12 protein-coding genes are annotated in these 12,941 nt (G+C 60.5%); 4 read left to right on the plus strand and 8 right to left on the minus strand.

From position 1 onward, the window contains the following. The first annotated feature begins 44 nt into the window (after positions 1 to 44). Positions 45 to 1,004: an L-malyl-CoA/beta-methylmalyl-CoA lyase gene (locus ACK3EW_RS14350; RefSeq protein WP_493806734.1), complete on the plus strand. Its 960-nt coding sequence runs from the start codon at positions 45 to 47 to the stop codon at positions 1,002 to 1,004. 57 nt (positions 1,005 to 1,061) lie between these two features. Here the strand turns inward: ACK3EW_RS14350 and ACK3EW_RS14355 are convergent, their stop codons facing one another. From ACK3EW_RS14355 to ACK3EW_RS14365, 3 genes are all read right to left on the minus strand, one after another. Then, positions 1,062 to 1,556 (minus strand): transglycosylase SLT domain-containing protein, encoded by a 495-nt coding sequence (locus tag ACK3EW_RS14355; RefSeq protein WP_493806735.1) that lies wholly within the window; start codon positions 1,554 to 1,556, stop codon positions 1,062 to 1,064. 66 nt (positions 1,557 to 1,622) lie between these two features. After that, positions 1,623 to 1,790, minus strand: coding sequence for a hypothetical protein (locus ACK3EW_RS14360; RefSeq protein WP_493806736.1), 168 nt, complete (start codon positions 1,788 to 1,790; stop codon positions 1,623 to 1,625). Between the two features lie 108 nt (positions 1,791 to 1,898). Continuing rightward, a complete protein-coding gene (locus ACK3EW_RS14365; protein ID WP_439121065.1) occupies positions 1,899 to 2,351 on the minus strand; it encodes an Lrp/AsnC family transcriptional regulator in 453 nt (150 codons plus the stop codon). A gap of 73 nt (positions 2,352 to 2,424) precedes the next feature. Between ACK3EW_RS14365 and ACK3EW_RS14370 the strand changes: the two genes are divergently transcribed. From ACK3EW_RS14370 to dtd, 3 genes are all read left to right on the plus strand, one after another. Then, positions 2,425 to 3,021, plus strand: a complete 597-nt coding sequence (locus ACK3EW_RS14370) for a LysE family translocator (protein ID WP_439121064.1) — start codon at positions 2,425 to 2,427, stop codon at positions 3,019 to 3,021. Positions 3,022 to 3,097: 76 nt separating this feature from the next. After that, on the plus strand, positions 3,098 to 4,060 hold the full coding sequence (locus ACK3EW_RS14375; protein WP_085628816.1) for an acetyl-CoA carboxylase carboxyltransferase subunit alpha: 963 nt from the start codon (positions 3,098 to 3,100) through the stop codon (positions 4,058 to 4,060). Then, on the plus strand, positions 4,061 to 4,504 hold the full coding sequence (dtd, locus tag ACK3EW_RS14380) for a D-aminoacyl-tRNA deacylase (protein ID WP_493806737.1): 444 nt from the start codon (positions 4,061 to 4,063) through the stop codon (positions 4,502 to 4,504). Between the two features lie 353 nt (positions 4,505 to 4,857). Here dtd and ACK3EW_RS14385 read toward each other — a convergent pair whose 3' ends face one another. From ACK3EW_RS14385 to ACK3EW_RS14405, 5 genes are all read right to left on the minus strand, one after another. Beyond that, the gene (locus ACK3EW_RS14385) at positions 4,858 to 6,039 is read right to left on the minus strand and encodes a beta-barrel domain-containing protein (RefSeq protein ID WP_493806738.1); all 1,182 of its coding nucleotides are present in this window, start codon (positions 6,037 to 6,039) and stop codon (positions 4,858 to 4,860) included. Positions 6,040 to 6,042: 3 nt separating this feature from the next. Beyond that, the gene (locus tag ACK3EW_RS14390) at positions 6,043 to 8,202 is read right to left on the minus strand and encodes a type I secretion system permease/ATPase (RefSeq protein WP_493809736.1); all 2,160 of its coding nucleotides are present in this window, start codon (positions 8,200 to 8,202) and stop codon (positions 6,043 to 6,045) included. A 56-nt stretch (positions 8,203 to 8,258) separates the two neighbouring features. Further along, a complete protein-coding gene (locus ACK3EW_RS14395; protein WP_493806739.1) occupies positions 8,259 to 9,590 on the minus strand; it encodes a TolC family protein in 1,332 nt (443 codons plus the stop codon). A gap of 82 nt (positions 9,591 to 9,672) precedes the next feature. Then, a complete protein-coding gene (locus ACK3EW_RS14400; protein WP_493806740.1) occupies positions 9,673 to 9,939 on the minus strand; it encodes a hypothetical protein in 267 nt (88 codons plus the stop codon). Then, a complete protein-coding gene (locus ACK3EW_RS14405) occupies positions 9,896 to 12,847 on the minus strand; it encodes an Ig-like domain-containing protein (protein WP_493806741.1) in 2,952 nt (983 codons plus the stop codon). The genes ACK3EW_RS14400 and ACK3EW_RS14405 overlap by 44 nt, the downstream gene beginning before the upstream one ends. Positions 12,848 to 12,941: the final 94 nt, after the last annotated feature.

Raw genomic sequence — 12,941 nt, forward strand, 5'->3', positions numbered from 1 at the left:
CCCAACGGCGACACTAAACGAAATATCCTTACCAAGAGGCCACAATGTCGTTCCGCATCCAGCCCACTCCGCCTGCCCGCCCGAACCGCTGCCAACTCTTTGGCCCCGGCTCGCGACCGGCAATCTTTGAAAAGATGGCCAACTCGGATGCGGATGTGATCAATCTCGATCTCGAAGACAGCGTCGCCCCCACCGACAAGGACAGCGCCCGCGAGAACATCATTCAGGCGATCGGTGATATCGACTGGGGCAACAAGACCCTCAGCGTGCGGATCAACAGCCTCGACACGCCGTTCTGGTATCGCGATGTCGTCGATCTGCTCGAACGTGCCCCCGAACGGCTTGACCAGATCATGATCCCCAAAGTGGGCTGCGCCGAAGACCTTTACGCTGTTGACGCGCTGGTCAGCGCCGTCGAAGCCGCCAAGGGTCGAAGCAAGCGCCTTGCCTTCGAGGTCATCATCGAATCCGCCGCAGGGATCGCACATGTCGAAGCCATCGCGGCCGCTTCGCCCCGCCTCGAAGCAATGAGCCTTGGCGCTGCCGATTTCGCAGCCTCCATGGGTATGCAGACAACTGGCATTGGCGGCACGCAGGCCAATTACTACATGCTGCACGAAGGCGCGAAATACTGGTCCGATCCGTGGCATTGGGCGCAAACCGCCATCGTCGCCGCCTGCCGCACCCATGGTGTACTGCCGGTCGATGGCCCGTTTGGCGATTTCTCCGATGATGAAGGTTTCTGCGCGCAGGCACTGCGCTCGGCCACACTTGGCATGGTGGGGAAATGGGCGATCCACCCGAAACAGGTGGCGCTGGCGAACGAGGTGTTCACCCCGACCGAGGAAGCCGTGACCGAAGCCCGCGAGATCCTTGCTGCGATGGAAGAGGCCAAAGCCAAAGGCGAAGGCGCGACCGTCTACAAAGGCCGCCTTGTCGACATCGCGTCAATCAAACAGGCCGAGGTGATCGTCCGTCAGTCAGAAATGATCACCGCGCCGTAAGAATTTTCGTACGAAAATTCTCAAGATCAGAGTCTTCGTACGAAGACTCTGATCCTCTCAGTCAGGCCAATCCTTGCGCCCATGCACACCGGTTTCATCCAGTAGCCCAAGGCGCTTGGCCTCGAAATAATATCCGCGCGCATACCACCCAACCGCCTCGGCCTCGTCGCCACCGGATACAAGCCATGCCCCGCGCAAATAGCGCACCGCGTATCTCAGGTTGGTCTGTGCATCCAAAAGGTCAGATGGCGCGCCGCGAAACCCCATCGACCGCGCTGTCGCGGGCAGGATTTGCATCAGCCCGAAATACGGCCCATTGCGCGCGTCGGGCCGGTGGGTGCTTTCCCGGATCACGACCCTCTGCACCAAGGAGACCGGGACATCGTTCTCCTGCGCCGCTGCAACGATCAGCGTCCGCAACTCCGGTGTTTCATTCGGGTACAAGTTCCGGGTCGAAACGGTTTCCACCGCCGGCTCGGACGGGGTGGTCGAACAGGCGGCGACGAGAACCGCAACGCACAACGCAGATGAGACAAGACGCAAGTGTTTCATGCGCCAGCCTTGCGACGAAGCACGCCGCAAGGCAATCCTGTCTTCCATCCATAGGCAAAGCTTTGCTCAGGCCGCGTAATACTCCTCGAACACCGGCGAGGCCTGGCTGGACTGCTCGGTCACCAAGCTGGGAAGCGGCGTGTAATACGCCCAAGCTTCGGTCAGAAGGCGCAGCGCATCTTCGGCGGCGATCCGGTTGGGCTGGCTGGTGTGGTTGAATACGTGGCGTGACATGGGACTCTCCGATCTGTGTGTCCCTCCCTTACCCTTCAACCTATGACCGAAGAGCTTTGACACCAGAGCCAAAGACACAGCCGCGACATGCAAATGGTGCATGGCTGTTCAGGCCCGCTCATCCTTGGGAGACCCCATCACCACGTAGGATGTGATCGCATTGACCTGAGGCAAGACCCCCAGCACTTCCGTGTGGAAATGCTTGTACGCTGCCAGATCCGCCGCCTCGACACGCAAGAGATACTCGACCGACCCGGTGATATTGTGACACTCTCGCACCTCGGGGCTGCGCGAAATGGCGCGCTCGAACGCCTCTTGTGCCGCTTTGGTGTGCTGGCTCAATCCTACAGTGACATAGGCCACGAACCCGATCCCGGTTTTCTCGGGGCTGAGCACCGCCCGATAACCCGCGATGACGCCGGACCTCTCCAACGCACTGACCCGTCGCAGACAGGCCGACGGCGAAAGTCCAACCTGTTCGGCAAGGGCCAGATTGCTGATACGGCCATCACGGGATAGCACACGCAATATCTGACGATCTATTTGGTCACTATCACTCATTAGTTGCGAAAATTACACCACGGCGGCATAAAAAAGCAATCTCTGCGCAGCCCATTCGTCACATATTGCCGGGATGACACCCGATCTCTTCCTCGCCCTCGCAGGCTTCGCTCTTGTCACAGTCATCACACCGGGCCCAAACAACCTCATGTTGATGACATCCGGGGCGAATTTCGGCTTCCGCCGCTCGATCCCGCATATGCTGGGCGTGGGCCTCGGCTTTCCGATGATGATCGTGCCCGTGGGCCTTGGCGTGATGCAGGTCTTCGACCTGTGGCCGCTCTCCTACACCATCCTCAAAGTGCTGTCGGTGCTCTACATGCTCTATCTCGCATGGCGCATCGCAAATGCCGCCCCGCCCGATGGCGCGCCCAAAACGGGAAGCAAACCCCTGTCCTTCGTGCAGGCAGCCGCCTTCCAGTGGGTCAACCCCAAAGCCTGGTCGATGGCCCTTGGCGCGATCACCCTCTACGCCACCGGACGCGATATCGCCGCCGTGCTCTGGGTCGCGGGCACCTATGTCGCGATGGGCTGCATATCAACGACAACATGGACTGTCATCGGCCAGCAGTTGCGCCGCCTGCTCAACCGTCCGACACGGTTGCGGATCTTCAACTGGGCGATGGCGGCATTGCTTGTGGCGTCTCTCGTTCCGGTTCTGTGGACCTGACCGGGTTCCGATTGCAAATCCCCGCCCGGACGGTCATATAAACCGCCAGCCGCAGGCAACAGGGCAACAACTGACCATGACCAACTATCTCGATTTTGAAAAACCGCTGGCCGAAATCGAAGGCAAAGCCGAAGAACTGCGTGCAATGGCCCGCAAAAATGACGAGATGGACATCGAAGACGAGGCCCGCGCACTTGATGCCAAGGCGCAAGCGCTGCTCAAGGACCTCTACAAGAAACTCACTCCGTGGCGGAAATGCCAAATCGCCCGACACCCCGAACGCCCGCATTGCAAAGATTACATCGACGCGCTCTTTTCCGAATACACACCGCTCGCCGGCGATCGAAACTTTGCCGACGACGATGCGGTCATGGGTGGCCTTGCGCGGTTCGACGATCAGCCGGTGGTCATCATCGGTCATGAAAAGGGCCATGACACCGAAAGCCGCCTCAAGCGAAATTTCGGAATGGCTCGCCCCGAAGGATATCGAAAGGCCGTGCGCCTGATGGATCTCGCAGACCGTTTTCGCATCCCGGTACTGACCCTCGTCGACACCCCCGGCGCCTATCCCGGGAAAGGCGCCGAGGAACGCGGCCAGTCCGAAGCAATTGCCCGCTCGACCGAAAAATGTCTGCAAATCGGTGTGCCGGTGATCTCTGTTGTCATCGGCGAAGGCGGGTCCGGTGGGGCGGTGGCGTTTGCCACGGCCAACCGCGTGGCAATGCTCGAACACTCGGTCTACTCGGTGATCTCACCCGAAGGCTGCGCCTCGATCCTCTGGAAAGACGCTGAAAAAATGCGCGAAGCCGCCGAGGCCCTGCGCCTGACTGCGCAAGACTTGCTGAACCTTGGCGTGGCTGACCAAGTGATTTCCGAACCTTTGGGCGGCGCACATCGCGGCCGCGAGCAGACAATCCAATCGGTGGGCAAAGCACTGCGCGGTATGCTGAACGACCTGTCCGATCTCTCACCCAAGAAGCTGGTGACAGACCGGCGTCGCAAGTTCCTCGACATCGGCACCAAGGGGCTGGCCGCCTGAATGCGCGCGCTGATCCAAAGGGTCTCCGAAGCCTCCGTCACCGTTGACGGTGAGGTGCTGGGCGAGATCAACGAAGGCCTGCTGATCCTGATCTGCGCCATGCAGGGCGACACCGAGGCGCAAGCCGACAAACTGGCAGCGAAGATTGCCAAGCTGCGCATCTTCAAAGACGACGAAGGACGCATGAATCGCTCGCTACGCGACATCGAGGGCAGCGCGTTGGTGGTGAGCCAGTTCACCCTCGCCGCCGACACCTCCCGCGGCAACCGCCCCGGTTTTTCCACCGCTGCGTCGCCCGAGGACGGAAATCGCCTCTATGAGTACTTCGCCTCTCAGGTGGCAGCGCAAGGCATCCCTGTCGCCGAAGGGCGCTTCGGCGCAGATATGAAAGTACGGCTGCTGAATGACGGACCGGTCACGATCTGGATGGACACCGCGGACTGACCACAACCGGTTTGGCATTTTTCACCCGTGCTTTTGCATATTTGGAAAAAGAAGAAGCAGAGCATGGCGCATGCGCCTTCACTCTCAATTAACCTTGACCGGATATTGATGGCCTTACGGTACAGGCAGGCATGCCGATGACCGTAAAAGGAGAAGCCACAACCCGAGGTCGACCAAGAGCCTCGCTCGAACACGGTGCCTTGGGTGGGGTGGACCACCCCCGTCTTCTTCTTTTTTCAAATATGCAAACACACCAAGGGCCAAAATCCCGACGCCGTCTTGAGCGTCACAGCCCCACACGCCCGAGCCGCAGGCGAGACAACCTGCCATGGCGGGCGCAGTCCGGCATGTCCTCAGGGTTCGCGCAGCGCCTCGCGGGTTTTGTAAAGTGGTTTCAAGAGGTATTGCAGCACCGTCTTCTCGCCGGTGTGCAACTCGACCGTCGCCTGCATGCCGGGGCGGATTTCCAATTGCCGCTGCCGGTCAGACAATGATGTCTTGTCGACCCGCACCGTCACCTTGTAATGCGCAGGGGCTTCTGGCCGGCGTTCGTCTTTGAACGTGTCGGCCGAGATCACGTCGACCCGACCCTTAAGCGAGCCGAAGATAGTGAAGTCATAGGCCGAAAGCTTGATCGTCGCTTCCTGCCCGGGCCGAATGCCCGCGATGTTCTCAGGCGCGACTTTGGCCTCGACATAGAGCTCTTCACCCAGCGGGATGATCTGCAGGATTTCCTCGCCCGGACGCACGACGCCACCAATCGTTGTCACACCCAGCTTGTTGACGACCCCATGCATCGGGCTCACCAGCACCGTGCGGTTCAACTGGTCCTGCGAGGACCGCAAATTCTGACGCAATGTCGCCAGTTCCTTGAGCGTCTCGGAATATTCCTGTGCGCGGGTCAATTCGGTGTGCGTGATGATCTCGTCCATCTTGATCTGCGCATCCGCATGCGCCTTGCGGGCACGGGTCACTTCGATCAAGGCAACCACCTTCTTGTCCAGAAGGTTCTCCATCAAGGTCTTTTCCTGCGTTGCCTGTTCCAGCACGCGGCGCGCGCCGTCATAGCGCGAGTTGAAATCCAGCTGCCGCGCTGCCAGAAGCGCCTGTTCTGAGGCGGCCATTTCGGGGCTGCGTTCCCGCAGTTCCCACGGGATTTCGAATTGCACCAGACCGGCCATTTCGGCCTCGATCCGCAAACGGCGGATGTCCAGCGCGGTGATCTGGTCTTCAAGGTCATCGACGGAGGACCGGAACTGCGTCCCGTACAAGCGGGCAAGCACGTCGCCGCGCATCACCTCGTCGCCTTCTTTGACCAGCAGTTCGGCCAGAATACCGCCTTCGAGGTTCTGGATGATCTGCGGCCGCGAGGTCGAGATAAACTCACCATCGGCACGCACGATCTCGTCAATCCATGCATAAGCGGCCCAGACGATGAACAGCCACACCGCCGCGCCCGACAGCCAGATCACCATCGACGGTCCCCGCAGGCGGCGGCCAAGCTGGGCGTTCAGATCGGTTGTGCTGACAGCCATCGCTTACGCCCCCTGTGCCGTGCGCAGGTGATCGAGCACCTGATCGCGTGGGCCATCGACCACCAGTCGTCCCGAGGCCAGCACACTTGTGCGGTCGGCAAGGGCAAGGATCGGCACGCGGTGGGTGGCGACAATTGCAGTGCGGTCGGCAAGCCATGTCTCGAGCCGCGAGATGAGCGTCTTTTCCAGCGTCTGGTCGAGCGCCGCCGTCGGCTCGTCCCGCAGGCACACATCGGGGTCCTGCAGCCACAGCCGCGCCCAGCCGATGGATTGACGTTGTCCAACGGACAGGCCTTCGCCACCATCGCGAATGGGCAGGTCGAGGCCCTGCGGATGACCTTTGACGAACTGGCCCAGCCCGGCGAAATCCAGCGCCTCGAACAGGCGGTCGTCATCGCGCTCCATCATATTGAGGTTCAGGTTGTCTCGCAGATTGCCGTGGAACAGCCGAACGTCCTGCCCCAGATACCCCAGCGACCGGCGAACATCGCGCATGTCGATCTGGTTCATATCGGTGCCATCAATCAAGATCGACCCCGAGGTGGGCGCGTAAAGACCCGACAGCATCTTGAGCAGGGTGGACTTACCAGACCCGTTTGTTCCAAGGATTGCCAGGGTTTGACCCGGTTGAATCACCAGGCTCGGGATATCCAGAACCGACGGGCTTTCGTCGTCATAGCGGAAGGTGACTTCGCGCAGTTCGAACCGCCCTTCCAGCTTTTCGCGACGCAGGTACTTGCGGTTCTCGGCCCGGTCCTGCGGCAGCCCTGCAATCCCGTCCAGCGCATCGAGCGCCGCTTTGACGTTGCCCCAACGCGCCATGATGCCCGACAATTGCGTCAGTGGAGCCAGCGTGCGCGAGGTCAGGATGCCCACGGCGATGATCGATCCGACGGTGAACTCGCCGGCAAAGACCAGATAGGTGCCCGCGATCACGGCACCCACATAGGTGGCCTGCTGGACGCCCTGACTCCAGAACGTCAGAGCGGCGGCAAGACGGCGTTGTTCGGAGGATTTCAGCGCCTGCACCGAGGTCAGCTCTTCCCACTGGCGGGCAAAGCGGTCTTCGGCGCGCTGGGTCTTGATCGTGTCAAGTTCGGTCACGGTCTCGTTCAGCAAACGCGATTGCTTGGTCGACGCGCCCTGCATTTCGCGGGTGATGCGGATCATCTTCTTTTGCAGGAAGAAGCCCGGGATCACCATCAGCACGGCACCGGCGACCAGCACCCAAACGACGCTGCCCGCGATGGACCAGACCATCAGCAGGAACAGCACGATGAACGGGATGTCCGCCAGCGCGCCCACGGTGCTTGCAGTGAAGAATTCACGCACCGAGGAAAACTCTCGCATTGATGCAAAAAGCTGCGAGGGCGACCGCCCCGCCGCATCCGATCGCATGCCCAAAAGCCGGTTCAAAAGCGTCTGCTGCACACCGGTTTCGATCTGCCGTCCTGCGCCATCCAGAAGTGTAGACCGCGCGACCTTGAGAAACGCCTCAAGCATCAGCGCCATTGCGGCACCGATGGCCAGCACCCAAAGGGTGGCCGAAGATTGGTGGGGGATCACACGGTCATAGACCTGCAACGAAAACAGCGCGACCGACAGCGCGAGAATGTTGGCGACAAAAGAACCGACGGCAACTTCGCCGAACTGACGGGTGTAGTTGCTGAAACTGCCCCAGAACCAATGGCTCTTGCGCCCGTCATCCGTGTGGGTGTCGACAAGCGTCTGCACAGGCGCCTCGCCACGCACCAGAACACCGCTGTAGAAGGGTGCGAATTCGGCCACGTCGACGCGTTCAGTCTTGTCCTTCGCGGACGGATCCCAAATCGAAAGTGTCATGCGGTCCTGAGACAGCACGAGGACCGCCTGACCGTTGGTCATAAGCGCAATCGCCGGCCAATGGTCGGGCGTCGGGCGTGGCACATGCAGCCCTTGGGCCAACATGCCAGCCGCTTTGGCGCCAGCGATCAGCGCTGCTTCGCCCACAAGCCCATGCTTGTCCTGATGCAGGCTGATGGCCTCGGTGATGTCGGACGCCACCGTGGTCAGGCCCAGACGGCCCGCATAGGTGCGGATCAGTTCGGTTCGGGCGCGAACACGGTCGGAATAGCGCGGCGCACGTTTGGGTTCGTTGGCCGGTTTGATCCCTTGCGGGACCATGCGCAGAACAGCGTTCTTGGCGCGCCCCGACAACAAGGTGATGTTACTAACGCCGCTCAAATCTTTGCTCCATCGGCAAGAACGCCCAGCCGCTTGGCGGCGTCCAGTTCGGCACGTGCGGCCTGAAACTTAAGGTCGAGTTGTTTTTCCAGCGCCCGCAGAAAGGTCTCGTAGACGCTGACCACATCCATCACCTGACGCGTGCCCGCATCGTATTGGCGCTGGAACAGGTCGAGATTGGTCTTGGCTTGTGACGTCAGGCCTTCGGCCTCGGCGGCCTGCCGTTTCAGCGCGGCGATGGTGCGCTGGTCGGCTTCGATGGCCCGGCGCGAGATATCTTCGGCCTCGGTCACCTTACGATCTGCTGTGATCTTGGTGGCCTCAATCGCTTGCAGCGATGCGCCCGTGCCGATGCCCAACATCTGTTCAGTGCTGGCGCTCAAAGACAGACCTTCGCCGCCATTGCGCAGACTGCCGCCTGCCGACAGGCCCGGCAGATGCGCGGCACGGGCGATCTTGGCTTGTGCCAATTGCCGGTCGCGTTCGACTTTGGCACGCAGCACGTCCAGCGACTGATCCGACGGCGTACTGCCCATGCCACGCAAGCCGCGCTGACCGGCAAGCGACACCGCAGACATTGCGTTCAGCTCTGCCACCGCGCGGGTCGTTTTTTCGCGGGCCGCCGCATCGCGGGCACGCAGATCCGCCAGTTTCTGTTTCAACACGTTGAGATCCGAAAAATCCGACACGCCGCCTTTGACGCGTTCGTTCATCACCCATTCAAAATGGCTCATGTCCTTGAGCGCCTGGCCATAAAGGTCGGCTGCCGCACGGCCCTCTTCGGCCTGAAGAAAGAGAACCAGACCGTCATACACGCGATCATTGCTGCTTTCCGACAGGGCGACGGCCGCCAGTTCGACATCCGCTTTCGCCAGATCGCGCTCGGCCTTCTTGCGGCCATTGTCGAACAACACCTGATTGATGACCAGATCGGCGACAAGATCACCCAACGAAGTCAACGAGACGCGCGGGGAAATCGTCGGCCACCAGTTCTTGGAGGCCGCTTCGGCGCGCAGTTGCGCAACCTGCAATTCCGCTTCGGCCACACGGGCATCTGCGGCCAAGACGCCTGCTGCCACTTCGGCATAGGGGCTGCCAGGCGTCAGAACGCTTTGCCGCGCCGCAAGCTCTGCAATAACGGGGGATACATCCTGCACCGCTTCCGCTTTCGGAGCGGCGGTCTTGGTCTCACCTGAGATGTCTGCGCGCGCGTCCGGCTGTGCGGACAAGAACCGTGATACGGTCCCCTCGCCCATATCCTTCATACATCCCGAAAGAGCCGTTACGGCAAGCACCGCCCCTGCCATGACCCTTGTATTCTGCCTCATGTCGATCGAGCCCCCGCCTTTGGCTTTTTTTGTTTCGGGGCCCGGGCCATCGCTGAATGGCCCGAACAGTCTATCCTCTTGCTCAGATTGTGACTTTGTTGATGTCGTCGTCGATCAGAACCGTGGCATCGCCCAGTTCGTAGACGTCGAAGTTCTTTCCATCCTCGAACCGCGCGCCTGTGCGGGTCGCTCCGGTGATGCGCACCGTTTCGTCCGAGTTGCCCAACACGCGAACGGTGTGGTCCTCGCCTGTCATGGCATCAATCTGCGCCTCGGTGATGGTCAGTGTCGCCTCTTCAGTGAACTCAAGGTCGATCGTAGATCTCGCGCCCGCCGATATTGCTTGCAAGGCTCACGTTGCTGCGGCTGACATCCGGGTCACCAAGCACCACGTAGGTGCCAGTGCTGTTGCCCGCGCTGTCGGTTGCGGTGACCACAAGGTGCGATCCGTCCGGCACAACATTGTTGAACGCGTAGTTGGTTTCGTTGCCACCGTTCAAATCCTGTTCGTTGAACCCAACTGTCTGCGTACCGCCTGCGCCAACCCGCACGATGGACACGTCATGATCAGAGGTTTCAAGGATAATGCCACGCGGGGCCTGCGACTGATCCCACAAGATCGCCGTCATGTCGGGCGCGTCGGGCGCCACGTTGTCCACCACCATCGTTTCGGTGATCGACTTGGTGTTGCCTGCGCGGTCGGTTGCCGCGATCTGGATCGACACGTTGTCACCATCTGCGGTCGGGATCACGCTTGCAGGAACCGCCACGGACCATGTGCTGCCACTGACCTGTGCGGTCATGCGCTGACCACCAATTGTTACTTCGACGGCCGAACCCTGTTCGACCTGACCGGTCAGGGTAAAGCCCTGCGCCGCCTCGGCCTCGCTCACCACACCGTCACTGCCGCCGGGCTGGCTTGTCGAGGTTAGCGGCACCACTTCAGTGTCCACTTGGAAGGTCTTGGAGGTCGTCGCAGTGTTGCCCGCCCGATCTTCGGTGCTGATCTGCGCCGTTGTCTGATAGGTGCCATCCGGCAGATCAAAACCCGAGAACCGCGCAGTCCAGTTGCCTGCTGCATCCACGGTGGCCGCACGGCTGACGCCTTCGACCACTACGGTCACGGACGCGCCCGGCTCTGTTGTGCCACTCAGCGTGACGCCTTGGCCTTGTTCGGCATTGTTGACGATGTTGTCGGCCGTCACCGGGTTCGTGCTGACCGCAAAGTTGCGCACAAAGGTGTCGACCATCACGCTGTCAATCCGCTCCAGCTCGTTGCCCGCCGCATCCACTGTATATGCGGTAATCTTGGCCTCGTATTCGCCAGGACGGACTTCGCCAGCTGCATAATTCGCGCGCCAAATGCCGGAGCTGTCGGTCTGCACGGTCTTTTTGACACCATCGAGAGTCACATCAACCATCGCAAACGGTGTGGATGTGCCTGTGAGCACTACACCGTCCGCGGCTTCATCTTTGTTCACGATGTCGTCGGTTTCCACCGGTGCCGGGCTGATCGTCAGAAGGCCGGCGTCAGTGTCGAAGATCACGTCGCGTGTCTCGACCGCCGTGTTGCCCGCCAAGTCGGTTGAGCTGGCGGTCAGTGTCACAGTCTGTTCGCCGCTCGGCATTTCGTTGGCTGAGAAGCTTACTGTCCAATTGCCGTTAGAATCGACGCTAGCAGTCCGCGATACACCATCCAAAGCCACCAGAACGCTGGCTCCCGGCTCGGTCGTGCCGGTCACGATCATGCCCTGCATCGCTTCTTCGGCGTTCACGATGCCATCCGTACCACCCGCTTGGCTGGTGATGTCAAAGTTGCGGACCCATGTATCCAGACGCACCTCACCCGAGACGTTGCTCTCGTTGCCCACTTCGTCAGTCGCAGTGGCATTGATGGTCATGTTGCGTTCGCCAACCGGGATCTCGATAGCACTAAAGGTCACCGACCAGTTGCCTTCTGAATCCACAAAAGCGGTCCGCGTGTAGCCGTTCATTTCCACCAATACGGACGAACCTACATCTGTGGTGCCCGTGATCTGCACCCCATCGGTCCGCTCTTCGGCATTGATGATGCCATCGGTTTCGATCGTGGTCGTGTTGATGGTCACGCCGGACACGGTGTCGATCTCGACGCCATCGTTTATCGTGGTCGAGTTGTTGAAGCTGTCGGTTGCGATGACGCGAATGGACTCAACATATTCGCCACGCTCAAAGGTCGAACTGGTGAGCGTCACGCTCCAGTTGCCCTGTGCGTCCACCTCAGCGACATGGCTCACGCCACCTGCGATCAGAACAACCGAAGCGCCGATTTCTGTTGTGCCGGTGATGGTTGCGCCACCGTCGAATTCACTGTCGGTGATGATGTCACCCGTCGCAGTGGTGCCGCTGGTGATCGCCACCGGCGGGGGTGTGGTGTCGATGATCACCGTAGGGCCGTCCAGATCGGTTTCGCCGTCTGTGCCCGTGACCTTTACATCCACCTCGTATTCGCCATCAGGCGGGAAGTTCGGTCCTTCGAAGACCACTTCCCATGTCCCGTCGGACCCAGTGGTCGTGGTTTCTGTATTATCGCCGATGGAGACGACAACCGTGTCACCTTCGTTTGCGGTGCCGCTCACCAGAACTGTGCGGTCTTCTTCGGTCAGGCCATCGCCGCCGATTACGTACTCGCCGTCATTCACGGTCGGAGCGCGGGGGCCGCCGCTTTCGCCATTGTTGCCGACAAGTCCGCCACCGTCTCCGCCGCCTTCACCGCTGCCGCCGATCACAGCGGCACCTGTAGCAACCGCCGCGCCGCCTGCCAGCCACGGCAGCATGCCGCTGCCAGCCAACAGGCCTGCTGCCAACATCGAAACGCCACCTTCGTCTTCGGCGGCAACGTAATCCGCTGCGACCACTTCGGCACGGTCAAAGAAGATCAGGCTGTCATCCGGGCTCCATTTGCCCCAGGCCGCGACATCGGCATATTGCGCGAACAGCGCCCCACCGTCGCCCTCGGCAAAGGCCACTTCGCTCAAAACGCCATCGGTGCTGAGGAAAAGACGACTTCCGCCTGACGCGAAATAGTCTTCCAAGACAATCACCCGGCCATCCGCAAGCAGGATATGCAGATCGTTTTCCGCGCGATCATAGCTGCGCAAATCAGATCGATGCAGATTGAGGGAGATTTCGCGGCCACCGGAAGCGTCGATCAGGTATCCCAGATCGCTTGCACCAACCACACCGAGTTCGATCGCGCCCGCACTCGTACGGACCACGAAATTAATCGCATTCATAACCACACCGCTCTACCTCAACGCCGCCCGTTTTCGGGTTCGGCTTATTTTTGCTCTATCTTTTGATAGATTAAAA

It is taken from the genome of Marivita sp. NO-S04, assembly GCF_059070475.1.